The organism is Pseudonocardia kujensis (assembly GCF_021283305.1).
Taxonomy (GTDB): domain Bacteria; phylum Actinomycetota; class Actinomycetes; order Mycobacteriales; family Pseudonocardiaceae; genus Pseudonocardia; species Pseudonocardia kujensis.
In genome coordinates, this window is sequence record NZ_JAJSOK010000093.1 from 1 (window position 1) to 25,156 (window position 25,156).

Annotated in this window: 22 protein-coding genes; 9 read left to right on the forward strand and 13 right to left on the reverse strand. The window is 73.4% G+C overall.

Features of this window, described 5'->3' with window-relative positions; translation table 11 throughout:
• Nucleotides 1-342 precede the first annotated feature (342 nt).
• Both LWC35_RS35665 and LWC35_RS35670 read right to left on the reverse strand, forming a co-directional pair.
• The gene (locus LWC35_RS35665) at nucleotides 343-687 is read right to left on the reverse strand and encodes a hypothetical protein (protein WP_232874921.1); all 345 of its coding nucleotides are present in this window, start codon (nucleotides 685-687) and stop codon (nucleotides 343-345) included.
• Between the two features lie 258 nt (nucleotides 688-945).
• Nucleotides 946-1,332, reverse strand: coding sequence for a hypothetical protein (locus LWC35_RS35670; RefSeq protein WP_232874922.1), 387 nt, complete (start codon nucleotides 1,330-1,332; stop codon nucleotides 946-948).
• A 327-nt stretch (nucleotides 1,333-1,659) separates the two neighbouring features.
• Here LWC35_RS35670 and LWC35_RS35675 point away from each other — a divergent pair, with 327 nt between their 5' ends.
• The gene (locus LWC35_RS35675; RefSeq protein ID WP_232874923.1) at nucleotides 1,660-2,919 is read left to right on the forward strand and encodes a DUF885 domain-containing protein; all 1,260 of its coding nucleotides are present in this window, start codon (nucleotides 1,660-1,662) and stop codon (nucleotides 2,917-2,919) included.
• A 314-nt stretch (nucleotides 2,920-3,233) separates the two neighbouring features.
• On the forward strand, nucleotides 3,234-4,541 hold the full coding sequence (gene phoH2, locus LWC35_RS35680) for an RNA 5'-3' helicase PhoH2 (protein ID WP_232874942.1): 1,308 nt from the start codon (nucleotides 3,234-3,236) through the stop codon (nucleotides 4,539-4,541).
• 67 nt (nucleotides 4,542-4,608) lie between these two features.
• Here the strand turns inward: phoH2 and LWC35_RS35685 are convergent, their stop codons facing one another.
• Both LWC35_RS35685 and LWC35_RS35690 read right to left on the reverse strand, forming a co-directional pair.
• Entirely contained in the window at nucleotides 4,609-6,129 is a 1,521-nt protein-coding gene (locus LWC35_RS35685) for a N,N-dimethylformamidase beta subunit family domain-containing protein (RefSeq protein WP_232874924.1), read from the reverse strand.
• A gap of 139 nt (nucleotides 6,130-6,268) precedes the next feature.
• A complete protein-coding gene (locus LWC35_RS35690) occupies nucleotides 6,269-7,708 on the reverse strand; it encodes a GuaB1 family IMP dehydrogenase-related protein (RefSeq protein ID WP_232874925.1) in 1,440 nt (479 codons plus the stop codon).
• 234 nt (nucleotides 7,709-7,942) lie between these two features.
• Between LWC35_RS35690 and LWC35_RS35695 the strand changes: the two genes are divergently transcribed.
• The 5 genes from LWC35_RS35695 to LWC35_RS35715 all read left to right on the forward strand — a co-directional run bounded on the left by LWC35_RS35695 (nucleotide 7,943) and on the right by LWC35_RS35715 (nucleotide 12,701).
• Complete coding sequence (locus LWC35_RS35695) at nucleotides 7,943-9,601, forward strand: purine-cytosine permease family protein (protein WP_232874926.1); 1,659 nt, start codon at nucleotides 7,943-7,945, stop codon at nucleotides 9,599-9,601.
• The gene (locus LWC35_RS35700; RefSeq protein WP_232874927.1) at nucleotides 9,598-10,221 is read left to right on the forward strand and encodes a cysteine hydrolase family protein; all 624 of its coding nucleotides are present in this window, start codon (nucleotides 9,598-9,600) and stop codon (nucleotides 10,219-10,221) included. The genes LWC35_RS35695 and LWC35_RS35700 overlap by 4 nt, the downstream gene beginning before the upstream one ends.
• A gap of 62 nt (nucleotides 10,222-10,283) precedes the next feature.
• Nucleotides 10,284-11,030 (forward strand): GntR family transcriptional regulator, encoded by a 747-nt coding sequence (locus tag LWC35_RS35705; protein ID WP_232874928.1) that lies wholly within the window; start codon nucleotides 10,284-10,286, stop codon nucleotides 11,028-11,030.
• A 33-nt stretch (nucleotides 11,031-11,063) separates the two neighbouring features.
• Entirely contained in the window at nucleotides 11,064-12,473 is a 1,410-nt protein-coding gene (locus tag LWC35_RS35710; protein WP_232874929.1) for an amidase, read from the forward strand.
• Between the two features lie 21 nt (nucleotides 12,474-12,494).
• A complete protein-coding gene (locus LWC35_RS35715) occupies nucleotides 12,495-12,701 on the forward strand; it encodes a hypothetical protein (RefSeq protein ID WP_232874930.1) in 207 nt (68 codons plus the stop codon).
• Nucleotides 12,702-12,737: 36 nt separating this feature from the next.
• On the opposite strand, the gene LWC35_RS35720 is transcribed toward LWC35_RS35715, so the two are convergent.
• The 9 genes from LWC35_RS35720 to LWC35_RS35760 form a co-directional block, all read right to left on the reverse strand.
• Complete coding sequence (locus LWC35_RS35720; protein ID WP_232874931.1) at nucleotides 12,738-14,177, reverse strand: FAD-binding oxidoreductase; 1,440 nt, start codon at nucleotides 14,175-14,177, stop codon at nucleotides 12,738-12,740.
• A 186-nt stretch (nucleotides 14,178-14,363) separates the two neighbouring features.
• Nucleotides 14,364-15,911, reverse strand: a complete 1,548-nt coding sequence (locus tag LWC35_RS35725) for an ATP-dependent DNA ligase (RefSeq protein ID WP_232874932.1) — start codon at nucleotides 15,909-15,911, stop codon at nucleotides 14,364-14,366.
• 75 nt (nucleotides 15,912-15,986) lie between these two features.
• Nucleotides 15,987-16,505 (reverse strand): DinB family protein, encoded by a 519-nt coding sequence (locus LWC35_RS35730; RefSeq protein ID WP_232874933.1) that lies wholly within the window; start codon nucleotides 16,503-16,505, stop codon nucleotides 15,987-15,989.
• A 128-nt stretch (nucleotides 16,506-16,633) separates the two neighbouring features.
• Nucleotides 16,634-18,145 carry a solute symporter family protein gene (locus tag LWC35_RS35735; protein WP_232874934.1) on the reverse strand — a complete coding sequence of 504 codons (1,512 nt, stop codon included), beginning with the start codon at nucleotides 18,143-18,145 and terminating at the stop codon, nucleotides 16,634-16,636.
• 2 nt (nucleotides 18,146-18,147) lie between these two features.
• Entirely contained in the window at nucleotides 18,148-18,537 is a 390-nt protein-coding gene (locus LWC35_RS35740) for a DUF485 domain-containing protein (RefSeq protein ID WP_232874935.1), read from the reverse strand.
• Nucleotides 18,538-18,823: 286 nt separating this feature from the next.
• Nucleotides 18,824-20,341, reverse strand: a complete 1,518-nt coding sequence (locus LWC35_RS35745; RefSeq protein WP_232874936.1) for a class I adenylate-forming enzyme family protein — start codon at nucleotides 20,339-20,341, stop codon at nucleotides 18,824-18,826.
• 2 nt (nucleotides 20,342-20,343) lie between these two features.
• Nucleotides 20,344-21,264 carry an amidohydrolase family protein gene (locus LWC35_RS35750; RefSeq protein ID WP_232874937.1) on the reverse strand — a complete coding sequence of 307 codons (921 nt, stop codon included), beginning with the start codon at nucleotides 21,262-21,264 and terminating at the stop codon, nucleotides 20,344-20,346.
• Nucleotides 21,265-22,074, reverse strand: coding sequence for an enoyl-CoA hydratase/isomerase family protein (locus LWC35_RS35755; protein WP_232874938.1), 810 nt, complete (start codon nucleotides 22,072-22,074; stop codon nucleotides 21,265-21,267).
• Nucleotides 22,071-23,306, reverse strand: coding sequence for a CaiB/BaiF CoA transferase family protein (locus LWC35_RS35760; RefSeq protein ID WP_232874939.1), 1,236 nt, complete (start codon nucleotides 23,304-23,306; stop codon nucleotides 22,071-22,073). Before LWC35_RS35760 ends, LWC35_RS35755 begins: the two co-directional genes overlap by 4 nt.
• Nucleotides 23,307-23,436: 130 nt before the next feature.
• On the opposite strand from LWC35_RS35760, the gene LWC35_RS35765 reads away from it, so the two are divergent.
• Nucleotides 23,437-24,105, forward strand: a complete 669-nt coding sequence (locus tag LWC35_RS35765) for a TetR-type transcription factor C-terminal domain-containing protein (RefSeq protein WP_232874940.1) — start codon at nucleotides 23,437-23,439, stop codon at nucleotides 24,103-24,105.
• The coding region (locus LWC35_RS35770) for a phosphotransferase family protein (RefSeq protein ID WP_232874941.1) at nucleotides 24,102-25,156 on the forward strand (1,055 nt) is incomplete at its 3' end. The genes LWC35_RS35765 and LWC35_RS35770, both read left to right, overlap by 4 nt.

Consider the following 25,156-nt stretch of genomic DNA (forward strand, 5'->3'; position numbering starts at 1 on the left):
GAACGCGAGCGGGCTGATGGCGACGACGGACGCGGCCGAGGCGGCGGCGACCAGGGCGACCTTCTTCAGCATTTCTTCTCCTGTGTGTGTACGGGCCCGGGGAAGGCCCGGACTTCTCGAGTCGGTGTCCGACCGGGGAGCCCGCACCGACTGCGGATGACGCTATCCGAGGAATCGGTGAATCGCGAAATCCGTACCACGATCGTGTCGGATCGCGTTTCTCGGCAGGGTTACTCCCTCGATCGGATGAGTTCTGCGCCACCGCATCGCAGAAGTCCCGGAAAAGACAGGACGCCGGCCCGGAGGAACCGGGCCGGCGTCCTGTCGTTCGAGACCGGGAGGTCAGCTGACCTTGTCGCCGGCGCCCGACTTGATACCGCAGGAGCGGTCGGAGTCGGTGTGGACGTCGCTCTTGGCCTTGGCGTTGCCGGCGATGCCGAGGGCGCCGGTGGCGACACCGGTGATGTCCTTGAGGTTGGCCTGGCCGACCAGCGCGCCGGCGTTGACCGGGACGTCGTTGTTGCAGGCCTGGACCGGCACGTTGGCGTTGTTGCCGGAGAGGTTGATCAGGCCCTTGCCCGACTTGTCGATGCCGGTCTCGTGCGACTCGTGGGCGAACGCGAGCGGGCTGATGGCGACGACGGACGCGGCCGAGGCGGCGGCGACCAGGGCGACCTTCTTCAGCATTTCTTCTCCTGTGTGTGTACGGGCCCGGGGAAGGCCCGGACTTCTCGAGTCGGTGCCCGACCGGGGAGCCCGCACCGACTGACGATCAATTTATCGGGCGCTTCCGCGAATCGCGAAATCGGTACCACGATCGTGTCGGATCGCGTTTCCCTCGGGAGTTACTACCTCGATCGGATGAAATCGGACCGGAGGCGGAAAGCCAGGAGGCCGGCCCGGGAACCGGGCCGGCCTCCTGCAGCGGAAGAGCTGACGGAACGGTCAGCCGACCTTGTCGCCGGCGAAGGCGTCGAGGCCGCAGGAGCGGTCCGAGTCGGTGTGCACGTCGGTGTCGGCCTTGGCCTTGCCGAACAGGCCCAGGGCGCCGGTCAGCGCACCGGTGATGTCCTTGGCGTTGCCCTGGATGGCGCCGACGCCGGCGTTCACCGGGACGTCGTTGTTGCAGACCTGGACCGGGACGTTCACATTGTTGCCCGACACGTTCAGCAGGCCCTTGCCCGACTTGTCGATGCCGGTGACCGACGAGCCGTGGTGGCCCTTGTCGCCCTTGTCGTGGTCGTGGCCCTTGTCACCGGCGAAGGCGAGCGGGCTGACGGCGACGAGAGAGGCGGCGACGCCGGTCGCGACGATTCCAGCCTTCTTCAGCACAGTTTCTCTCCTGTAGGTCTGCGGAACCGGCGAGCCGGCACCTTTCAGGTCAGCGTCCGACCGGGGAGCCCGCGCTGACTGCCTCGAAAGCTATCCGCAGCCGCGTCAATACACCAAATCTCGTGCCACTATCGTGTGAGCTACGAACTGTGCGTTTGGTTATTCCCTGGATAGGCGGAATTCGACGCCGGCGGCGTGGCGCTTTCGGGCGGTTCCCCGGAACGGTGGGTAGCCGCGCCACCCGTTCGGGAGGGTTGTCCTCCCGATCGTGGAGGAGGGGCCGGACGGGTGTCCGGCGGGTAGCGTCCCGCTGATGCGGAGGAGGCCGTGAAGGCGGACGCGGTGGCGCGCGAGGTCGCGCTGGTGGCACTGCGGCTGGACCGCCTCGCGCCGGGCACCGTGGAGGCCTTCGACGGTGATCCCGCGTTGCGCCGCCACGCCCGCGCGGACGCCGTTCCGGTGCCCTCGGTGCTCGTCCGCGAGGCGGTACGGCTGCGCCGCGCGCTCCCGTACCTCGGGCTCCCGCCGGTGCGGGAGACCTTCCTGGACGGCGAGTTGCGGGCCCTCGAGCGGACGGCGCGGGGCCTCGCGGGCGAGCAGGTGGCGCTGCGCACCGAGATCCGGGAGACCTACGGCGTCGACGTCGCCCCCGGCGACCCGGACCGGTACCGGGCGGCGCACCGGGCCCTCGACGCCCTGTTGCCCGGGCGGGCCCCCCTCGCCGACCGGCTGGCCGCCTACCGCGCGCGGGACGAGCTGCCCGGCGGGCTCCGCGGTCCGGCGATCCGCGCCCTGGTCGCCGCCCTGCGGCAGCGGACCGCCGCGCTCCTCGACCTGCCGGCGGGGGAGGAGGTCGAGATCGAGCTCGTCGAGGGGCGGCCGTGGAGCGGGTTCACCCGCCACCTCGGACGGGGCCGCTCGCTTGCCCGGTTCAGCACCGACGCGCCCCAGCGGGCGGGGCAGCTCGCCCGGCTGGTCGCGCACGAGACCTACCCGGGCCACCACGTCGAGCACCTGCGACGCGCCGCCACGGCCCGGTCGGAGCCCGAGCGGGCGCTGAGCCTCACCCGCAGCCCGCGCGCGCTCGTGGTCGAAGGGGTGGCGGACCTCGGGCTCGACGCCGTCGTCGGGCCGGGATGGGGCCCGTGGGCGGCCGAGGTGCTGGCCGGGGTGGGCGTCGTCACGGACGGTGAGCTGGCCGAGGCGCTGGAGGAGGCCATGCTGCCGTTGCAGCACGTCCGGCTCGACGCGGCGCTCCTCGTCGAGCGGGCAGGTCCGGCAGCGGCCCGGGACCACCTGCGCCGGTGGCTGCTGCTCGACGGGGCCCGGGCCGACCGTGCCCTGCGGTTCCTCACCGACCCCCGCTGGCGGGCCTACACCGTGACCTACGTCGTCGGATACCCACTGGTGCGGGCCTGGTGGGCAGGTGACCTCGCGCGGTTCCGTCGGGCGCTCGACCGGCCCGTCACGCCCGCGGTACTGGCCTCACCGGCGGCCGCGGACTGGTCCGGACGGTCGGCGGCCGACCGGGGTGCACCCGCGACGGACGGTGTCGATCACGCGATGAGTGGTCGGCCGTTCTGTTAATTCTCGGGATCGGCGACCTTCGCGACACGAAGTCACCCTTGACCGCATCAGGGTGACCGCTAGTAGCGTCATCCGTGGCGGTGCGTCCCGATCGCACCGCTCGGGGAGGCCCTGGACGTGGTGTTGCAAAGCACCCGAGGGGGCCGGCACCCGGCCCTCGCGGGCGTGCCGGCGGCGTCGCTGACGTGGCTGTCACAACCGCACCAGGGTCGGCCGGCCCACCGGAAATGTGGGCGTGGTGCCGCGCCCGCGAGGGAGCACCCGTGACCGAACGTCGTACGGCCCCGGTTCAGGAGAGCGGCTCCGACGTCCCCATGGACGTCACGCCCCGCTGCTACGTGCTCGACACCTCGGTCCTCCTCTCCGACCCGTGGTCGCTGACCCGGTTCGACGAGCACCAGGTCGTCCTCCCGCTCGTGGTCATCTCCGAACTCGAGGGCAAGCGGCACCACCCCGAACTGGGGTGGTTCGCGCGGGCGGCCTTGCGGCAGCTCGACGACATGCGGATCAAGCACGGCCGGCTCGACGCGCCCGTCCCGATCGGGGACGCCGGCGGCACGCTCCACGTCGAGCTGAACCACAGCGACCAGTCGGTGCTGCCGAGCGGCTTCCGCACGGACAGCAACGACAGCCGGATCCTCGCCTGCGCGCTCAACCTGCAGGCGGAGTACGGGGCCGGGCGGCAGGTCGTGCTGGTCACCAAGGACATGCCGCTCCGGGTCAAGGCCGCGGCCGTCGGACTCCCCGCCGACGAGTACCACGGCCAGGACGTCGTCCCCTCCGGCTGGACCGGGATGGCGGACGTCGAGGTCGCCCCGGAGGAGATCGACACCCTCTTCCGGGACGGCGTGCTGGACCACGCCGAGGCGGGCGAGCTCCCCTGCCACACCGGCATCCGCCTGCTCGGCGGCACGTCGGCGGCGTTGGGCCGGGTCACGCCCGACAAGCAGATCAAGCTCGTCCGCGGCGACCGCGAGGCCTTCGGGCTCCACGGGCGCTCCGCGGAGCAGCGGGTCGCGCTCGATCTCCTGCTCGACCCGGAGGTCGGCATCGTCTCCCTCGGCGGCCGGGCCGGCACGGGCAAGTCGGCGCTCGCGCTGCTCGCCGGCCTCGAGGCCGTCATGGAGCGCCAGCAGCACCGCAAGATCGTGGTGTTCCGGCCGCTCTACGCCGTCGGCGGGCAGGAGCTCGGGTACCTGCCCGGCAGCGAGGCGGAGAAGATGGGCCCCTGGGCCCAGGCGGTGTTCGACACCCTCGGCGCGCTGGTCAGCCAGAACGTGCTCGACGAGGTGATCGCCCGCGGGATGCTGGAGGTCCTGCCGCTCACCCACATCCGCGGCCGGTCGCTGCACGACACCTTCGTGATCGTCGACGAGGCGCAGTCGCTGGAGCGCAACGTGCTCCTGACGGTGCTCTCCCGGCTCGGCACCGCCTCGCGCGTGGTCCTCACCCACGACGTCGCCCAGCGCGACAACCTCCGGGTGGGCCGCCACGACGGCATCGCCGCGGTGATCGAGAAGCTGAAGGGCCACCCCCTCTTCGCCCACGTGACCCTCACCCGCTCCGAGCGCAGCCCCATCGCCGCCCTCGTGACCGAGATGCTGGAGGGCCCCGGCAACTGAGTCACGCCCGACGGCGCCCCACCCCCGCGGGTGGGGCGCCGTCGGCGTGTCGGGCCCCGTCCGACGGTCAGGAGTGCTCGATGCCGAGAGCGACGAGGTTGTCCTCGGCGGGGTGCGCGGCGCCGGCCGGCCCCGCGGCGAAGGCGGTCAGCAGCCGCGTGGTGATCGCGCCGACCACCGGGGCGCTGGTCCCGCCGCGGCAGGCCGGGTCGAGCCCGCAGATCCAGTACTGGGTCCCCGCGGAGAACACCCCTGCGCCGCTCGGCACGGAGTACCAGGTCGCGTCGGCGAAGTCCGGCCGGCCGCGGCAGGTCACCGGCGAGTGGAACAGCACCTCGATCGGCCGCGGGGTGGGCACCCGCAGGTCGACGCGCTCGTACTCGTTGCCGACGAGGCCGGGCAGCCGCTGGCCGTCCCGCACCAGGCCCGCGAGCAGCCAGCTCCCGGCGTCGGCGACGACGAGATCGGCCTGCGCGGGGTTGCACTGGTAGAAGTTGCCGAGCAGGACGCTCTCCGGCCGCGGGTGGGGCGGGTCCCGCCACTGCGGCGTCGCCTCGAGCGGATCGGTGCGGCTCGCCGGATCCTCCGCGAAGGACTTGTAGCCCACCTCGACCCGTTCCGGCCCGAGGGCGCTGTCCTCGAACCGGATGTGCCGGTAGATCTCGTTGCCGCCGAGGAAGGCGAGGTTCACCCCGCGGTCGCGGGCGGCGGTCGCCGCCGCGCGCATCGCCGTGGACCAGTACTCGTCGTGACCGAGCGTGATCACCGCTCGGGCGCCGTCGAGCAGGTGGGGATCGGCGTGGAGGTCGACGTCGGTGGCGTAGCCGAGCGGGAGCCCGGACCGCTCGGCGAACTGCACGAACGGCAGCTCGAAGATGAGGAAGTCGCCGGCGCCCTGCATGTCCTTCGCCTGGTAGGGCCGGTCGAAGGAGACGGCGCGCGAGCGGTCGGCGAACCGCCCGGTGCCCGCGGCGTACAGGCTGTACCCGCCCCACCGGTTGTAGGCCTGCCAGGTCGTCACGGCGTTGACCACGACGAGCCGGCCGGTGTTGTCCGGGGTGGCGAGCGTCAGCGGGACGAACTGCTGGGCGGCCTGGTCGGCGTCCGCGCCGTTGTCCGCGCCGTTGTCCGCGTCGAGCCGGAGGAGGTAGTCGCCCGGCGGCCAACCCACGGTGTCGACCGTCAGCGTGGGGCTCCACGGCGCCACCACCGTGTTCCGCGGGGCCTGCACGACCGGGTCGGCCTGGCGCCGTCCCGGCTGCGGCGCGGACACCCAGACCCGGGCCGCGCCCGTGGGCGGGTAGTCGCCCATCCGGAAGGCCGTGACCGTGTACCGGGCGGCCGTCGTCGAGACGAACAGGCGCACGGGGTCGCCGGGGTGGACGGAGGTGCGGTCCGCGAAGCCCTCGACGGCGTGCTCCGGCCCGGGGCGGGTGATCCGCCACTCGGCGCCGGGCACGGCACCGGGCGGGAGCGCGGCGGGGGCGGCGGCCGAGGTCGGGGCCCCCGTGGCCGGGGCGGCCGGCCGCGCCCCCGAGCCGGTCGTGCAGGCGCCGACCAGTGCGAGCACCGCGACGAGGGCGGCCACCGACCACCCGATCCCCCGTGCGCGCAACGACGACCCCCCTTGCCGGCGGCCCGCAGGGCCTGGCGAGCGACGATAGGCAGCCGGCGCGGGCGCGGCTAGGGCATCTCGGCCCGTCCGTGACCGATCGTGCCCGGGGCCGTCACAGGCCGTGGGGGGTGCCCTCGGTGAATCCGGCCGAGGTCTGGATACCGACGACGGCGCGTTCGTGGAGCTCGGCGAGGGAGCGGGCGCCGGCGTAGGTGCAGGCGGAGCGGACGCCGGAGCAGATGCCGTCGAGCAGGTCCTCGACGCCGGGTCGGGCCGGGTCGAGCAGCTGCCGCGAGCTGGAGATGCCCTCCTCGAACAGGCCCTTGCGCGCCCGGTCGAAGTCGCCGTCGCCGCGGGTCCGCGCGCTCACCGCGCGCTTCGACGCCATGCCGAAGGACTCCTTGTACGGGCGGCCGTTCTCGTCGCGCTGCAGGTCTCCGGGGGACTCGTAGGTGCCGGCGAGCCAGGAGCCGATCATCACGGACGCGGCGCCGGCGGCGAGGGCCAGCGCGACGTCCCGCGGGAAGCGCACCCCGCCGTCCGCCCAGATCGCCACGCCGTGCTCGCGACCGGCCGCGGCGCACTCGAGCAGCGAGGAGAACTGCGGGCGCCCGACGCCGGTCATCATCCGCGTGGTGCACATGGCACCCGGACCGACCCCGACCTTGATCACGTCCGCGCCGGCCTCGGCCAGGTCGTGCACGCCCTCGGCGGTGACGACGTTGCCCGCGGCGATCGGGACCGACAGCCCGGAGTCGCGGACCACGGCCCGGACCGCCTTCAGCGCGTCGATCATCTTGTCCTGGTGCCCGTGCGCGGTATCGACGACGAGGACGTCCACCCCGGCCTCGAGCAGCGCCTTGGCCTTGGTCGGGACGTCGCCGTTGATGCCGATCGCCGCCGCCGTGCGCAGCCGGCCGTGCCTGTCGAGGGTGGGCGTGTAGATGCCGGCCCGGATCGCGCCGAGCGCGGTGAGCAGGCCGGCGAGGCGGCCGTCGTCGTCGAGGCCGAGGGCGACGCCGCGCCCGCCGAGCGTCTCGAAGATCTCCCGCGGCGCGGTGCCGAGCGGGAGCATGACCGGCGACCCGTCGAGGACGTCGGCGAGCCGGGTGAAGCGGTCGACGCCCGAGCACGCGGCCTCGTCGACCGTGCCGACCGGCCGCCCGCCGTCGTCGACCACCACGACGGTGCCGTGCGCGCGCTTCGGCAGCAGGTTGAGCGCGTCGGCCACCGCGTCGCCGGTGCGCAGCACGAGCGGGGTGTCCCACACGGGGTGCCGGGACTTGATCCAGGCGACGATCTCGCCGACCGCCTCGGGCGCCACGTCCTGCGGCAGGACGGTCAGCGCGCCGCGACGGGCCAGCGTCTCCGCCATCCGGCGGCCCGCGACTGCGGTCATGTTGGCCGCGACGACCGGCACCGTGGCGCCCGTGCCGTCCGCGGTGGTCAGGTCGACGTCGAAGCGGGAGGCGACGGAGGACCGCCCGGGGACGAGGAAGACGTCGTCGTAGGTGAGGTCCGAGGTGGGCCGGTGCCCGTCGATGAAGCGCACGGAGAGCCAAGGGTAGCGGGCGGATCGTCCGCGCGCCGCCGGAGCGGGCGAGATCTCTGCGGCAGATCGGCAGCCGCTCCGGCGTCACGCCGATCTTGGTCGGCGAAACCGCAGGTCAGCATCACCTGGCGGACCGTGGGACGGCGCAACCCGGCGCAACGCGGCACGTCATCGGGAGGCAATCGCGGCTTCCTAGCTTCTCGGCGCACACCTCGGAACCCGGGAGGCCGTGAAGTGAAAGTCGCCGACAACCCGCAGATGGAGGACTACTCGCTGCGGTACACACCCAGTTCGTTCCGCAGCTGGTCGCCGTGGATGGTCTTCCTGTCGTGCCTCGTCGGGCTGTCGGCGATGGCCGGCTACGCCCTCGACGCGGCGTTCGTCAACGAGTTCGGCTTCGCCAACTCGGTGTGGGGCTTCGCCATCGCGAGCGTGGTGACACTGCCGCTCACCATCGTCATCGCGTTCGCCATCGCACGGAAGCACATCGACATCGACCTGCTCACCCGCGGCTCCGGCTTCGGCTACCTCGGGTCGACCGTCACGAGCCTGGTCTACGCCACGTACACGCTGATCTTCCTGGCGTACGAGGGCGCGATCATGGCGCAGGCGGTGACCGCGCTGACCGGCCTGGACATCCACGTGTCCTACGTGGTCGTCGCCGTGGTGATGATCCCGCTGACGCTCTACGGGATGAGCTTCAGCTCGAAGTTCCAGGCCTGGACCTGGCCGATCTGGGTCGCGCTGATCGGCGTCGCGGTGGTCACCGCGGCGACCGCCCCCGACGCCGGGGCGCACATGGTGGACCCGCAGCCGCAGGGCGGCACCGCCTCGGCGGTGGGGCTGAGCTTCGTCGCGATCTTCGTGATCGCCGCGGCGAACCTGTCGTTGGCCACGCAGGTCGGCGAGCAGGGCGACTACCTGCGCCTCATGCCGGACCCCGAGCCGGGCCGGCGCGGCCGCTGGCGGGCCGCGGTGCTCATGGGCGGGCCGGGGTTCGCGCTGTTCGCGATGGTCATCTTCTTCGCCTCGACCCTGCTGGTCGGGTACGCCGACGCCCAGGCCCCGGCGGACCAGGTCGCCCTGCCGGTCGACCTGTTCACGGTCGTCTACGAGCGGCTGACCGGGAACCACACGGTCGCGCTGGTGCTCGCGGGCGTCCTGGTCCTGCTGTCCCAGATCAAGATCAACATCATGAACACGTACAGCGGCTCGCTGTCGTGGTCGAACTTCTTCTCCCGCCTCCTGCACCGCCACCCGGGCCGCGCGGTGTGGGTCGTCTTCCAGGTGGCGCTGTCGTTGGTGCTCATGGAGCTCGACATCTTCGACAACATCGTGACGGTCCTGAACGTGTACGCCAACGTCGGCATCGCCTGGATCGGCGCGATGGTCGCCGACCTCGTGATCAACAAGCGCTGGTTGAGGATCGGTCCGCGGCACGTCGAGTTCCGGCGCGCGCACCTGTTCAACGTCAACCCGGTCGGCTTCGGCTCGATGGTGGTCGCCGCCGCCGTCTCCCTCGCCGCCTACTTCGGGGCCTTCGGCGCGACGATGGCCGCGCTCGCCCCGTTCGTGTCGCTGGTGCTGGCGCTCGTCCTCCCGCCGGTGCTCGCGCTGGCCACCAAGGGCCGCTTCTACACCGCACGGACCAGCGAGTTCCCGGAGGGCGCGACCGAGGCGACGTGCGTGCGCTGCAAGGGCACGTACGAGCTGATCGACATGGCCACCTGCCCGTTCCACGACGGCGCCATCTGCTCGCTCTGCTGTTCCACCGAGGGCGCCTGCCACGACTCCTGCAAGCCGCACGCCTGGTTGCCGGGCCGCACCACGGACCTCGGCATGCCCGAGGTCCGGGTCCCGGCGGCCGCCATCGTCTCGGAGGGAACCACATGACCGGCGCACTCGTCGTCGTCGACGTCCAGAACGGCTTCTGCCGGCCCGAGGGCTCGGTCCCGCGGATCGGAATGGGCCTGGCCGGGGCGGAGGCCGCCGTCGGGAACGCGGCCGTCGCGGTCCGCGCCGCCCGGGAGGCCGGCACCCCCGTCGTCTTCACCCGGCACCTCTACCGGCCCGGCCGCGCCGACGAGGGCCCCAACCTGTACCGCGGGGGCGAGCTGGCCGGGATCGACGGGCTGCTCGCCGGCACCTGGGACGCCGAGGTCGTCGACGACCTCGGCTGGACGCCCGCCGACCTCACCGTCGACAAGTGCCGCTTCGACGCCTTCCTCTGGACCTCGCTCGACCCGCTGCTGCGCGGGCTCGGCGTGGACCAGCTGTACGTCTGCGGGGTCGTCACGAACATCTGCGTGGAGTCGACGGTCCGCGCCGCCTACATGCGTGACTACCGGGTCACGCTGCTCGCCGATGCCTGCGCCGCCCAGACCCCGCGGCTGCACGAGGCCGGCGTCGAGGTGATGGGCGAGTGCGGCTTCGCGACGATCGCGAGCGCCGCCGACCTCGGCTCCGCTCTCCTCGGGGATCGGGCTGTCGACGTCGCCGCGGTACCGGCGTGAGCAACGCGGCGGTGACGTGGGCGCCACCCGGAGGCAACGCCGCGTTCGTACCGTCCGGACACGTGAGCGTGCCGGCCTCCCGACGAGCGGGTGACCGCCGCGGGCAGGACGTGCGGCGACTCCGCGACCTGCTGCGCTCCGCGCTGCTCGCGGACCGGTTCCGCGACGGCGCGCTGCCGTCGGAGACCGCGCTCATGTCGGCCTACGGCGCCACCCGCGCGACCGTTCGCGAGGCGCTCGGGATGCTCCGGGCGGAGGGCCTCATCGAGCGGCTGCCCGGCGTCGGCACCCACGTGATGGTCGACCCGCCGCGCACCGAGATGGACGAGGCGCTGGGTGTCACCCGCGGCGGCGCCATGTACGCCTTCACCACCCCGCCCCGGATCCTCGACCGCTCGACGGTCCCGGCGCCGGCCACGCTGGCCGCGTCGCTCGGTGTCGACGTCGGGACGCCCGTCCTGCGGCTCGAGTACGTCGCGATGAGCGAGGGCCTCCCGACCGCCGTCGCCACGAACTACATGGTCTACCCGGAGGCGGAACGGCTGCTCGCGACGCCGTTCCACGGCCACTGGTACCAGCTCATGGCCGACGCCGGGGTGGTCCTCGGCGAGTCGGAGTTCGTGATCGACTGCGTCGCCGCCGACCCGATGGCGGCCGAGCTGCTCGGTGTCGCCCCGGGCTTCCCGCTGCTGGCGATGGAGCAGACCATCGCCGACCCCTCCGGCCGCGTGATCGACGTGGCCTTCCTGCGCATCCGCGCGGACCGCTTCCGGTTCGTCTCCCGGGCCACCGCGTCCGACCTGCTCTGACCTGCGCTTCTCCCTTCCACCTGGAGGACCCTCGTGACCACTCTGACCGAGGCCGCTGCCGCCCTGCGGGCCGGCACCACCACCAGCCGCGCCCTGACCGAGGCTGCGATCGCGACCGCCGACCGGCTCGACGCCCGGGTCGGCACCTACCTGGCCCGCTTCGACGACCATGCACGCGCGGCCGCCGACCGCGCCGACGCCGAGCTCGCGGCCGGGCACGACCGCGGGCCGCTGCACGGGATCCCGTTCGGCGTCAAGGACATCCTCGCGATGGCCGAGGGCCCGACGACCGCCCAGTCGCTCGTGCTCGACCGGACCTGGGGCGAGAACAAGGACGCCCCCGTCGTCGCCCGGCTGAAGGCGGCCGGCGCGGTGATCACCGGCAAGACGACCACGATGGAGTTCGCCTGCGGCATGCCCGACCCGGCGAAGCCGTTCCCGGTGCCCCGCAACCCGTGGGACCTGCAGACCTGGCCGGGCGGGTCCAGCTCGGGCACGGGCTCGGGCGTGGCGGCGGGCATGTTCCTGGCCGGGCTCGGCACCGACACCGCCGGCAGCATCCGCATCCCGGCGGCGCTGTGCGGGATCACCGGCCTGATGCCGACCTTCGGGCGCGTGCCCAAGTCCGGCTGCGTGCCGCTGGGCTACAGCCTCGACCACATCGGACCGATGGCCCGCTCGGCCGCGGACTGTGCCGCCGTCCTCGCCGTGATCGCCGGGCCCCACGCCAGCGACCCCGACTGCGTCGACGCCCCGTTCACCGCGCCCGAGCTCGGCGGCGATCTCGCCGGCCTCCGGATCGGCGTGGTGCGGGAGGGACACTTCCCAGCGGGGGCCGACCCTGCGCTGGCCGGGGCGTTCGACGCCGCGGTGGCGCAGCTCGAGGCGTCCGGCGCCACGACCGTCGAGGTCGCGCTGCCCTATCGCGCCGAGATGATGACCGCCGACATCGTCACCATGGCGTGCGAGGCGCTCGCCTACCACCGCACGGACATGACCACGCGCTGGGACGACTACTTCACCGCCACCCGCGCGATGATCGCCCAGGGCGCGATGGTCTCGGGCGCCGACTACGTGCAGGCCCAGCGGATGCGCCGGGCCGGGCAGCTCGCGCTCGGGCGGCTCTTCGCCGAGATCGACGTCGTGGTCTGCCCGACGCTCTCCGTCGGCGCCCCGGCCCTGCAGGACTATCTCGACGGGACCGCCGACGTCATGGATCTCTTCACCCACATCCACACCGGCTACTGGGACTCGGTCGGCAACCCCGTGCTCGCGCTGCCGATGGGGCAGACGGCGGGCGGTATGCCGCTCTCCCTGCAGATCGCCGGCCGGCCGTTCGAGGAGGCGACCCTGCTCCGCGCCGGCGCCGCGTTCCAGACGGCCACCGACCACCACCTGAAGGTCCCCGCCCTGGCCACGGCCGGCGCGCCGGCAGCGGCCTGACCCACCCGAGAGGAGAAGCGCGTGTCCGACATCGACACCGTCCGTGCCCTGCTGCAGGAGGCCGGCATCCCCGCCTCCGACGTCGAGATCGAGGCCTACGCCACCGCCTACCCGGGCATCCGCGCCGGCGTCGAGGCGCTGTACGCCCCGGCCGAGGTCCGCTACCTCGATCCCGCCCTGCGTTTCCGCGCCGACGCCGTGGGACCGGAGACGGACTGGGCCCGCTGACCCTTCCCGACGCCGGCCCGCCGCTCCGTCCTGGTGTCAGCCCGGGGTGGGGACGATGTTGTTGTTGAGCTGGAAGACGTTGTCCGGGTCGAGGGCGGCCTTGATCCGTCCCAGGCGGCGCAGGTTGCGGCCGTAGGCGGTGTCCGTGCCGGCCTGCAGGGGCTCGTCCTGCAGACCGGTGAAGTTGAGGAACACCCGGCCGTTGCCGTACTTCGTCATCTCCTCGAACGCCGAGCGGCACCAGGCGACGGCGGCCTCGTCCTGGCCCGGGTCGGTCCACGTGGTGTCGAAGGACACCATGTAGGGCGAGGTCCGCTCGGCGAAGGCGGTCGCCTCCGGGTCCACGGCGTGCACGGCGCCGCCCAGGCGGAACGTGTTGACCAACGTGTTCGGAGCCGGCCGGTCCAGGGCCCGGCGGGCGAGGGCGTCGATCGCGTCGTCGGTGAGCTCGTCGAGGTACTGGGACTTCCAGTAGGCCCGGAGCACGCCGCGGGGGAACAAGGGGTCGAGCGAGGACTGGATCGCCGTGTACGGCATCGGCTGGGACATGTCGAACACGGGCGTGCCCAGCTCGCGCAGCGGCTGCAGCACCCGCATCCCCTCGGCCGGGTCGGGTCCGCAGTGCACCGCGACGGCGATCGCGACGGGCCGGTCGTGGACGACCTCGGGCATGCCGGGCGCCGCCGGGAACGTCATCGTCACCATCACGGTGGTGACCTCGTCCGGCGCGGCGTCGGCGTACTCGCGCCAGCCGCGCTCGATCGCGCCCAGGTCCTCGAGCGGGTACATCACGCCGGCGAACGCGACGACCGGGCCGACCGGGTGCAGCCGGAAGGTGAAGGACGTGACGACGCCGAAGTTGCCGCCCCCGCCCCGGAGCGCCCAGAGCAGATCCGGGTCGTCGGTCTCCGATGCGGTCCGGACGCTGCCGTCGGCGCACACGACCTGCGCCTCGACGAGGTTGTCGCACGACAGCCCGTACTTCGCGTTGAGGTGTCCGTAGCCGCCACCCAGCGTCAGCCCGGCGACCCCGGTCTCCGACACGCGCCCCAGCGGCGTCGCCAGGCCGAAAGCCTGGGTCTCCCGGTCCACGTCGCCGAGGAGCGCCCCGCCCTGCACCCGGGCCAGCCTGCGCTCCGGGTCGACCAGCACCCCGCGCATGGCCGACAGGTCGATCAGCAGGCCGTCGGGATTGCTCGACAGCCCCGCGACCGAGTGGCCGCCGCCACGGACCCCGGCCAGCAGTCCGCGCGTGCGGGCGAAGCGCACCGCCTCGACGACGTCCGCGGTACCGGTGCAGCGCACCGTCAACCCCGCCCGGCCGCCGTACATCGCGTTCCACTCCGGGCACGGCTCGGGCACACCGGTGTCGCCGCCGGGCACCAGGGGCCCGCGCAGGGCGGCGTCCAGCTCGTCGAGGACCTCGTCGGACAGCTGCTCGCGGGAACCATCGGCCCGGGTCAGCGTGACGGTCATGGCGCACCTCTCAACCCGGCCGCCGTCGTGGGCGGTCGTGGGACGTGCCGATCGCGGAAGCGACCGGGGCGTGAGTGGGCACGGCCGTGAGCCGGCGAGGCTACCGACACCCGTCTGCGGGACGACGCGGCCGGTGGGCCCGGTCGTGGGAGGGCCAACTCCTCTGGGGAGTCGTGCCCGGGCCGGTTACAGGAGCGCGCGGACCGCGTCGATCGTGTCCGCCTCGGCGGGGGTCTTGTCCGGGCGGTAGCGCAGGACCCGGGCGAAGCGGAGGGCCACGCCGCCGGGGTAGCGGACGCTGCGCTGCGCTCCGTCCAGGGCGATCTCGACGACGAGCTCGGGGCGCATCTCGACCACGTGCCCGTCGTCGTGCACCGCGTGGCCCGGGAACTCCTTCGTCTGCCAGGCGAGCAGCTCGTCCGTCATGCCCTTGAAGGTCTTCCCGACCATGATGGGCGGGCCGCCGTCGGGGTCGCGCGCGCCGAGGTGGATGTTGGACAGCGTTCCGGTGCGCCGGCCGTACCCCCACTCCGCGCCGAGCACCACGAGGTCGAGCGTGTGCACCGGTTTGACCTTCTGCCAGCTCTTCCCGCGCCGCCCGGCCGCGTACGGGGCGTCGAGCGCCTTGACGACGACGCCCTCGTGCCCGGCCGACAGCGCGCCGTCGAGCACGTCGGCGGCCTCCGCCGGCGTCGGCCGCCGCACGCCCGGCATGCGCAGCGGCTCCTGCGCCGGCTCGGCGAGGAGGCCGGCGAGCGCGTCGAGCCGGGCGGCGAGCGGCTCGTCCAGCAGGTCCCGGCCGTCGAGGTGCAGCAGGTCGAAGAAGAACGGGCTGAGCAGGACCTCCTCGGACGCCTCGGACGCCTCGGACGCCTCGGACCCGAAGCGCGACATGGTGTCCTGGAACTTCCCGGGGCGGCCGTCGTCGTCGAGCGCGAGGGTCTCGCCGTCGAGCACCGCGCTGCGGCACGGCAGCTCCCGCACCCGGGCGACCAGCTCCGGCACCCCGTCGGTGACCTCGCGCAGCGTCCGCGTCCACACCCGCACCTCGTCACCCGAGCGATGCACCTGGATGCGTGCGCCGTCGAGCTTGTACTCGACGGTGACCTCCTCGCCCAGCGACTCGAGCGCGGCGTCGAGCGATGAACCGGGGCTGGCGAGCATCGGCCGCACCGGGCGCCCGACCTCCAGCCGGACCGCCTCCAGGCCGGCAGCGCCCTCGGCGAGCGCCAGCGCGGCGGTCTCCGGCAACCGGCCGGAGAGCATGAACGCCCGCCGCACCACCGCCGCCGGGACCTCGGCGGCCGCGGCGATCGCGTCGAGCATCACGCCCTCCAGCGCCCCCTGCCGCAGCTCCCCGGTGAGCAGCCGGACGAGGAAGGCCTGCTCCTCCTCGGTCGCCGCGGCGAAGAGCGACTCCAGCAGCTCGCGGCGGCGCCGGGCCGAGCCCGCGCCGGACGTGCCGGCCAGCTCGGTGAGCAGCGCGTCGACCTGGGCGACGCCGAGCGTCGGCGCCGCGGCGGGCGCACCGGCCAGGCCCGACAGGGTGCGCCAGCCGGTGCCGATCCGCCCCTGCCGGGGCTCACCGGCGAGCCAGGCCGTGGCCGGGGCGACCTCCTCCGGCCCGGCCAGGTTCAGCAGCGCGGCCAGCGCCGCCGACTTCTCCTTGCGGGAGCGGGTGGCGCCGACCGCGGCCGAGGTCCGGACGACGTGGTGGAGCAGCACGGTCCGCATTAGACCAGCGCCCACCGACAGTCGCGCGCCCGCCGGACCGGCGCCCGCCCGGCCCGGCGGCGCACCGCGGGCCGGTCAGCCCATGGACTTCTGGCCGTCGATCGTCTCGCGCAGGATGTCCGCGTGCCCGGCGTGCTGGGCCGTCTCGGCGATGATGTGCGTGAGGACGCGGCGCGCCGACCAGGCCGCGTCGGTGAACCACGGCGCCTCGGGCAGCGGGTGGGAGAGGTCGAGCGAGGGCAGCGCGGCGACCACGGCCTCGGTCCGCTCCGCGATCCGCTCGTAGTCGGCGAGCAGGCCCTCCAGGGTCTCGCCGGGGAGCATCCGGAACGTGTTCGCGTGCTCGACGAGGCTCTCCTCCGTGAACGACATCGCCGAGTGGCCCTCCAGCACGAAGGTGATCCAGCTCTGCTCGCCGTACGCCACGTGCTTGACCAGCCCGCCGAGGCACAGCTCGCTCGCGGTCGGGGTCAGCGCCGCCTGCTCGTCGGACAGCCCCTGGACGGTGTACCGGAACAGGAACCGGTGCTGGGCGAGCGTCCCGAGCAGGTCCGCCTTCTCGCCGGTCAGGGTGGGGATCTCGGTGGTGGTCATGGCGTCCGCCTCTCGTCGTTCGTGGTGACGGGGAGAACGCTACGGACCACTCCGGTCAGATCCTGTCCTCAATCCGGAGCCCGCCCGAGAAGGCGTCGGAGATCTCGAGCGGGCCCCGGAGCAGCAGGTCAGACGACCGCGCGCCCGGTCATCGCCTGGACGTGCATCTCGTCGTACGGCGCCTCCGCCTCGACGCGCGGCCGGCTGAGGATCGTCCCCAGCCAGCAGCCGAGGAAGCCGATCGGCACCGACACGAGCGTGGGGTAGGAGAGCGGGTAGAGCGCCGCTGTCCCCATCACGCCGGGCCCGACGAGCACCAGGACGACCGAGCTGACCAGCCCGGCCACGACGCCGACGATCACGCCGGTGGTGTTCAGCCGCCGCCAGAACAGCAGCAGCACGAGCACCGGCACGTTCGCGCTGGCCGCGACCACGACCGCCATCAGCGCCAGGAGCGCGATGTTGGTGTTCTGTGCGCCCAGGGCGAGGACGATCGAGACGGCGGCGATGGCCACCGCCGCGATCCGGCCCGCCTTGACCTGCTCGGCGTCGGACGCCTTGCCCTTGCGGACGAGGGAGCTGTAGATGTCGTGCGCGACCGCCCCGGAGCCCGCGATCACGAGGCCGGCGACGACCGCGAGGATCGTCGCGAACGCGACCGCGGAGATCACCGCGAACAGCACGGGCCCGCCGAGCGTCTCGGCCAGCTGCGGCGCGGCCAGGTTCCCGGCCTTGTTCGCCGCCGCTACCTGCGCCTGCCCGACGATCGCCGCCGCGCCGTAGCCGATGAACGGCATCGCGAGGAACGCCAGGCCGAGGATCCACAGCGCGACGCTCATCGACTTCCGGGCCACCTTCGCGTCGGGCACGGTGAAGAACCGGATGAGGATGTGCGGCAGGGCCGCGGTCCCCAGCACCTGCGCGACGGCCACCGACAGCAGGTCCAGCCCCGGGACGACGCCGGTGGCCCGCGAGAACAGGTCCGTCGGCGAGGCCTCGGACACCGTCTGGAACAGCGCCATCGGGTTCCAGCCGAACCGGGCGAGCACCAGGACCACCAGCAGGGCCATCGCGGCGAGCAGCATGACGGCCTTGACGATCTGGATCCACGTGGTGGCGAGCATGCCGCCGACGGTGATGTAGACGGCCATCAGCACGCCGACGACGATCACCGCGACCCAGTACGGCACGTCGATCAGCAGGCTGATCAGCACGCCCGCGCCGACCAGCTGGGCGATCATGTAGAAGACCGTGACCACCAGGGTGTTCACGGCCATGACCGCGCGCACGCCCTTCGAGCGGAAGCGGCTCGAGAGCACGTCGGCGATCGTGTAGCGGCCCAGGTTGCGCAGCGGCTCGGCCACGAGCAGCAGGACCAGCAGGAAGGCGACGAGCCCGCCCGCGACGAGGTAGAAGCCGTACACGCCCTGCAGCGCGAGGATGCCCGCCACGCCGAGGAAGGTCGAGGCGGAGAGGAGGTCGCCGCAGATCGCCAGGCCGTTCTGCCAGCCGGTGATCTGCCCGCCCGCCACGTAGTGCGAGCCCGCGTCGCGGTTGCGCCGCCCGGCCCACGCCGTGATGACCAGGGTGAGCAGGATGACCGCGACGAAGATCGCGATGGTGATCGGGTCGGCACTCATCGCTACAGTCCCTTCTCGGCCGTCGGGGCGGTGGCGCGGGCCTCGACGCCGGACTCGGCGATCGCCCGGTCCGCCAGCTCGTCCCATTGCGCGGCCCGCCGGGTGTAGAGCCCGCAGAGCAGCCAGACCAGCGGGAAGATCAGCGCGGTGAGCACGAACGTCCAGCTCAGCTGCCCCACGGCCTTGCCGTTGAGGACCGGGGTGAAGCCGGACAGCACGATGACGAGCAGGTAGGCGCCGAAGCCGAGCGCGGCCGCGGGGACGGCGAAGCGGTTGCGGCTGTGGACCAGCTGGGCGAACGCGGGTGTCGCGGTGACGGCGGCGGCGCGCCGACGCGCGTGGTCGGACGGGGTGTCGGGAGCCGGGGACGGCGGCTCGGCGTGGTCGGTCATGGGTGCCTCTCCTGGTTCGTCGCTGGGGTCGTGCGGGACGGTCGTGCGAGGTGCCGAGCGGTGCCGCTGCACCACACCGGCGACCGGTGGGGAGGGCACGGTGCGGACCCGCCCGGGACCCGGGCAGGTGATCGCGGTGGGGGTGTCGTGACGGCGGCGCGGACCGTCGCCGCCGCATGTTCGTGGTGATCAGGGGCGCGTCGGCGTGTGCCGACCGGCCCGACTCACCGTGCCGCAACCCCCGACTCGCGGTGCCGGAGCTCCCGACTCGCGGCTTGCGGGTGGGTCAGCTCCCGAAGCGCTCCCGGAGCGCGTGCTTCTGGATCTTGCCGACCGCGGTGCGGGGGAACTCGTCGACGAAGTGGACCTGCTTGGGCGTGTTGTAGCCCGCCAGGTGCTCCTTCACGAACGCCGTCAGCTCGGCGGCGAGCGCCTCCGACGAATCGCCGCTCGGCACGACGACCGCGACGACCTGCTCCTCGTACACCGGGTCCGGCAGGCCGATCACCGCCGCGTCGGCGACGCCGGGGTGCTTCGCGAGGCAGTCCTCGACCTCCTTCGACCACACGTTCTGGCCGCCCGAGCGGATCATGTCCTTCTTGCGGTCGACGATGGTGAGGAAGCCGTCCGCGTCGGCCACGGCGATGTCGCCGGTGTGCAGCCGGTCGCCGGCGAGCGCGGTCTTCGACGCCTCCTCGTTGCGCCAGTACCCGCTCATCCGCGGGCCGCGGACGCAGATCTCGCCGGGCTCGCCGGGCGGGACCTCGTTGCCGTCGTCGTCGAGGAGGGCGACGTCGACGCCGGGCATGGCCCGCCCGATCGACCCCCAGCGGTCGAACACGTCCTCCGGCGGGCACCAGGTGACGAACGGGCCGCCCTCGGTGAGGCCGTAGGTGTGGGCGAACTGCACCTTGCCCTCGCGGGCACCGAACGCGTCGGCGGTGCGGTCCATGATCCCGCTGGGGTCGTAGGCGCCGTAGTAGAGCAGCCGCACCGACGAGGTGTCCGTCTCCGCGAACCGCGCGTGCGTGATCAGTGCGTGGAGCATCGTCGGCACGCCGAGGACCACCGAGACCCGGTGCCGCGGGAGCAGGTCCAGCACCACGTCGGGATCGAACTCGCGCAGCAGGACGACCTTCGCGCCCATGACCAGGAACGGCTTCATGTGGTCCCAGTTGCCCACGTGGAAGGGCGGGAAGTAGTTCATGAAGACGTCGCGGTCGTGCACCCGCAGCGTGGCCGCCATCGCCAGCCCGTCGTCGACGGTGCGGCGGTGGGAGAGCATGGCGCCCTTGGGTTTCCCGGTGGTCCCCGAGGTGTAGAGGATCATGTGCGGGTCGCGCTCGTCGACCGTCACGGCCGGCACGTCGACCGCGGCGGCGCTGAAGGTCTCCCAGTCGGCGCGATCGCCCTCCGGACCGGGGATCCGCAGCACCGGCAGGTCCGGGTGCGCCGCGCGGGCCTCCTGCGACACCTCGTCGTACTGCGCCTCGACGAACCACAGCGCGGGCTCGGAGTCGCCGATCGTGTAGGCGTGCTCGGCGCCGCGGTGCCAGAAGTTGAGCGGCACCAGGACCGCGCCGAGCGAGGCGGTGGCGAAGTAGAGCTGGACGTACTCCAGGCTGTTCTTCGCCAGCACCGCGACCCGGTCGCCGTAGCCGATCCCGCGGGCGGTCAGGGCGCCTGCGGTCTCCTCGACGAGCTCCTGCAGGGCCGCGTAGGTGATCTCGCGGCCGTCGACGACGAGCGCGACGGAGCCGCCACGCGCCCGGGCGTTGTTCCGGATGATGTCGGAGACCAGCACCGCTACTCCCTCCCGAGGAGACGCAGGGCGTTCCCGCCCAGCCACTTGTCCACGACGTCGTCCTTCAGCGGGAGCGCGCGGACCTCGGCGACCAGGTCGGCGGGCGGGATGCCGAGCAGCGTCCAGGTGGAGGCGAAGAGGACCTTGTCGGCGAGCTGCCGGTCACCGAACTGCAGCAGGGACTCCCAGCCCGAGCTCGGTCGCGTGAAGGTGCGCGGACGGTGGGCGGACAGGTCGACGTACACGTTCTCGTGCCGCCAGGTCACCATCATCATGTCCTCGACCCACGGCCACGCCGCGTGCAGTGCGACGACCTTGAGGTCGGGGAAGGCCGTGGCGACGGCGTCGATGTACCGCGGGTGTCCCACGTCGTAGGCGGCGTCGAGCGACCAGTTGATGCCGGTGTGCAGCAGGACCGGGACCCCGAGCGCCTCGCAGCGGCCGTAGACGCGGGCCATCCGCGGGTCGTCCGGCAGGAGCTGCTGCTTGAACGGGGAGAGCACGACCCCGGAGAGCCCCAGCTCGACCGCCTCGTCGACGGTCCGGGCCGCGTCGATCTCCCACGGGTCGACCCCGCCGAAGCCGACGACCGTGTCGGAGTGCCGCTTCACGAAGTCCGCGACCACGCCGTTGTCGGCGGTGGGCACCCCCAGCCGGGAGCCGAAGGACTCCGTGTAGACGCCGGCGAGGCCGATCCCGCCGTCGGCGAGCATCCGCAGGAAGTCCTCCTCGGAGGGCACCCGCTCCCGGGCCGCCTCCCGCGCGGCCTGCCAGCGCTCGGTGACCTCGGCGTGGGTGCGGGCGGGCTTCAGGGTGCCGCCGAAGTGCTCGGCGTAGCCCCGCAGCCGGCCGTTCGTGACGGCCTCGGAGAGGGTGAACGCGTCCTCGTCGGGCACGGCGCCCGCCAGGAAGTCGACGATCATCTACTCGCCCTTCGGGATCTCGTCGGTCGACGCGGGCCGCTGCGCGGTGAACCGGGGCCGGCGGCCCTCGAGCGCCGCCGCCGCGCCCTCGGCGTAGTCGGGTCCGCGGAAGGTGGCGAGCGCCGCGGCCTGCTCCTCGGCGTCGTAGGCCCGGCCGGGTCCGTCGCCGGCCAGGCCGTAGCAGCGGTGGATGCCCAGCTTGGTGAGCGGCAGGGCGTAGGCGGAGTACGCGGCGTACCGCTGCGTCGCCTTCTCGACCTCGGCGGCGAGGTCGTCCGCCACCGTGGTGACCAGGCCCAGCTCGAGCGCCTCCGCGGCGGGCACCAGCCGGCCGCCGTAGATCAGCTCCTTGGCCTTGCCGAGGCCGACGTAGGCGGTGAGCCGCTGGGCCGGGGAGACGAACCCGACCTTCATCTCCGGCAGGCCGATCCGGACGTCCGTCGCGCAGATGCGGAAGTCGCAGGCCAGTGCGAGCTCCGTCGCGTTGCCGACGCAGGGCCCCGCGACCGCCGCGACGGTGATCAGCGGTAGATCCTCCACCTCGGCGAACAGCGCGTACTCGGTGGCGATGTAGTGCTTGTACTCGTCGTCGTCGAGCGAACCGAGGTAGCCCAGGTCGGCCCCGCCGGAGAAGACGGTGTCCTTGCCGGTGAGCACGAGGACGCGCACGGTGCGGTCGGCGGCGACCTCCGCCACCTTCTTCCGCAGCGCCTCCAGCGTGTCGACGGTGAAGACGTTCATCGGGTGGTCACTCGCGAACCTCAGGGTCGCGATCGTGCCGTCGGGGTTCCGGTCCAGCGTGACGGTCATCGGGCTCCTTTCGCTGTGTCGTGGGGGCCGTGGACGGCCCCGTCGTCGAAGAGGGCCGTGACGGCCGCGTCGTCGAGGCCGAGCACGTCGGCGAGGACCTCGGCGGTGTCGGCGGCGACAGGTCCGACGGGGCGCCCCGGGCGGACCTCGGCCCCGGAGAAGCGGTAGGGCGCGGTCTGGAGCAGGACCTCGCCGTGGCCCGGCTGCTGCACGGGGCTGAGCGTGCCGCGGGCGACGAGGTGCGGGTCGGCCAGGTTCTCCCGCACGCCCCGGACCCGGGCGGCGGACAGCCCGTGCGCCACGAGGTGCTCCACCAGCGCGTCGGCGGTCGGCCAGGTGGCGGCCCAGGCCTCGATGCGGTCGTAGAGCGGCCCGGGGTTCCCGACGCGCCGGGCGACGGTGCCGTACTCGTCCTGCAACTCCGGCGCGTCCATCGCCTGCACGAGCCGGGCGAAGAAGACGTCGCCGCTCATCCCGTAGGCGAGGTGCGTGCCGTCGGCGCAGCTGGCGACCCCCGACGGCACGCTCGTGGTGTGCCGGTTGCCGTACTTGCCCCGCACCGCCGCGCCGCCGGTGAAGGCGCCGGCGGCCGGCTGCTGGTCGATCATGGCGAAGAGCGAGTCGAAGGCCGAGATGTCGACGTGGCTGCCCTCGCCGGTCGTGGACCGGTGGTGCAGGGCGGCGCCGATCGCGGCCAGCGCGTGCACCGCCGAGTTGACGTCGGCGAGTGCGGTCCCGAAGTGCATCGGCGGCCCGCCCTCCTCGCCGGTCAGTGACATCAGCCCCGAGTACGCCTCGGCGACCAGCCCGAACCCGGACAGGTGCGAGTAGGGGCCCTCGGCGCCGAAGGTGGACAGCGAGCAGAGGACCGTGCGCGGGTCGCGCGCGTGCAGCACGTCCCAGCCGAGGCCGAGGCGGCCGAGGACCCCGGGCGCGAAGTTCTCGACCACGACGTCGGCCCAGTCCGCGAGCCGCAGGGCCAGGTCGAGCCCGCGCGGGTCCTTGAGGTCCAGGCCGATGGACCGCTTGCCGGTGTTGTACTGGGCGTAGGCGCTGGAGACGTGGTCCTCCGGGTCGCCGACGGCCACCGGCAGCGCCCGCATCAGGTCGCCGGTGGGCTGCTCGACACGGATCACGTCGGCGCCCAGGTCGGCCAGCATGCGCGTGCAGAACGGCCCGGCGATCACGTGACTGAGGTCGAAGACCTTCAACCCCGCGTAGGGACCGGCCATGCGGATCGCACCTCCGTCGGTGCTCGGGTCCGACCTCTCGTCGAACGCTCGTTCAGCGCACGGTAGGACGACTCACCAGCTTCGTCAACAGCGCTTTGAACGCTCGTTCAGAGCGGTTAGGGTGGGTTGCATGGTCAGCGCCGAGAAGCCGGCCGCCCCCGCCGGGGCGCGCCGCGGGAGCCCCGGGGAGGGGCTGTCGCCCACCACGCTCGTGCTGCCGGGCGACGAACCGACGGCGGGCGCGCTGATCGCCGCGGCGGTCGAGGTCATGTCCGTGCACGGCTACCACGGCACCTCGGTGCGTGACATCGCCGCGGCCGCGGGCACCAGCCCGGCGGTCCTCTACCACCATTTCACCTCGAAGCACGGCCTGCTCGCGACGATGCTCGACCGGGGGCTGGACGTGCTGATCGCCGCGACCGAGGAGGCGCTCGACCTCGCCGGCGAGGACCCGGCCGACCGTCTGCGGGCCGTCGTCGGGGCGCACGTGCGGGTGCACCTGGAGTCGCAGCGGGAGAGCCTGCTCGGCAACAGCGAGCTGCGGTCCCTCGAGCCGGGGTCGCTGGCGCTCGTGGTGGCCAAGCGCGACGTCCAGCAGCGCACCTTCGACCGCGTGGTGCGCGACGGGGTGCGGCGCGGGGTGTTCGGCACCGAGCACCCCGCGGACGCGGCGCGGTTCGTGAGCGCCGCCTGCACCAGCGTGGCCTCCTGGTATCGGCCGGGCGGGCCGCTCGGCCCCGACGAGATCGTGGTGCGGCACCAGGAGATCGCGCTGGACACCGTGCGGTACCGGCGATGACGGCCGTCGTCCCCGACTCGCTCGCCGCCGCGCTCGAACGCCTGGTGGGCGTTCCGGTCACCGACCTGGGCCGGCTGTCGGCCGGGGCGAGCCGCGAGACCTGGTCGTTCGACGCCGGCGGGCGCGGGCTGATCCTGCGCCGCGACCCGCCGGAGGTCCCGCAGCCGGAGGGGATGGCGCGCGAGGCCGAGTGCTTCGGCGCGGCCGCCCGCGCCGGCGTCCCGATCCCGGAGCTGCTGGCCGCGGGCGACGGGTCGGACGGCGTCGGCAGCCCCTACCTGCTGATGGAGCGGCTGGCGGGGGAGACCCTGCCGTCCCGGCTGCTGCGCTCCGAGCGGTGGGCCGCGGTCCGGCCGCTGCTGGCGCGGCAGTTCGGCGAGATCCTCGGCCGCATCCACGCGATCGACCCCGCGGAGGTGCCGCGGCTGGAGCACCACGCCGACGCCCTCACCCTGCTGCGCGAGAGCCACGCCGCCTTCGGTGAGCCCCGGCCCGCGATGGAGCTGGTGTTCCGCCGGCTCGCCGAGACCCGCCCCGACCCGGTGCCGCCCGCGCTGGTGCACGGCGACTTCCGCAACGGGAACCTGCTCGTCGACGACACCGGCGTGCGGGCGGTGCTCGACTGGGAGCTCGCCCACGTCGGCGACCCCCGGGAGGACCTCGGCTGGGTGTGCGCGCGGGCCTGGCGGTTCGGCGCCGCCCCGGAGGTCGGCGGGTACGGCTCCCGCGAGGAGCTGTTCGCCGGGTACGAGGCCGCGACCGGGGCCCGCCCCGACCCCGAGGCGGTGCGCTGGTGGGAGGCGTTCGCCTGCGCGCGTTGGGCGGTGATCTGCCGGATCCAGGCCGAACGACACCTCGGCGGCACCGAGCGGTCGGTGGAGATGGCGGTGCTGGGTCGCCGGATCGCCGAGGCGGAGCACGACGCGCTGCTGACGCTCGGCCTCACCGAGCCCGCCGTCGTCGCGGACGCGATGTGCGGTCCCGTGCCGGCCGAGGAGCCCGTGGTGCACGACCGGCCGTCGGTCGACGAGCTGCTCGAGGCCGTCGGCGG

Coding starts and splice junctions, on each gene's coding strand:
- phoH2 (WP_232874942.1), top strand. CDS start 3,234: ATGGACGTCACGCCCCGCTGCTACGTGCTCGACACCTCGGTCCTCCTC.
- LWC35_RS35730 (WP_232874933.1), bottom strand. CDS start 16,505: ATGACCACCACCGAGATCCCCACCCTGACCGGCGAGAAGGCGGACCTG.
- LWC35_RS35755 (WP_232874938.1), bottom strand. CDS start 22,074: ATGACCGTCACGCTGGACCGGAACCCCGACGGCACGATCGCGACCCTG.
- LWC35_RS35750 (WP_232874937.1), bottom strand. CDS start 21,264: ATGATCGTCGACTTCCTGGCGGGCGCCGTGCCCGACGAGGACGCGTTC.
- LWC35_RS35665 (WP_232874921.1), bottom strand. CDS start 687: ATGCTGAAGAAGGTCGCCCTGGTCGCCGCCGCCTCGGCCGCGTCCGTC.
- LWC35_RS35740 (WP_232874935.1), bottom strand. CDS start 18,537: ATGACCGACCACGCCGAGCCGCCGTCCCCGGCTCCCGACACCCCGTCC.
- LWC35_RS35700 (WP_232874927.1), top strand. CDS start 9,598: ATGACCGGCGCACTCGTCGTCGTCGACGTCCAGAACGGCTTCTGCCGG.
- LWC35_RS35720 (WP_232874931.1), bottom strand. CDS start 14,177: ATGACCGTCACGCTGACCCGGGCCGATGGTTCCCGCGAGCAGCTGTCC.
- LWC35_RS35735 (WP_232874934.1), bottom strand. CDS start 18,145: ATGAGTGCCGACCCGATCACCATCGCGATCTTCGTCGCGGTCATCCTG.
- LWC35_RS35760 (WP_232874939.1), bottom strand. CDS start 23,306: ATGGCCGGTCCCTACGCGGGGTTGAAGGTCTTCGACCTCAGTCACGTG.
- LWC35_RS35725 (WP_232874932.1), bottom strand. CDS start 15,911: ATGCGGACCGTGCTGCTCCACCACGTCGTCCGGACCTCGGCCGCGGTC.
- LWC35_RS35765 (WP_232874940.1), top strand. CDS start 23,437: ATGGTCAGCGCCGAGAAGCCGGCCGCCCCCGCCGGGGCGCGCCGCGGG.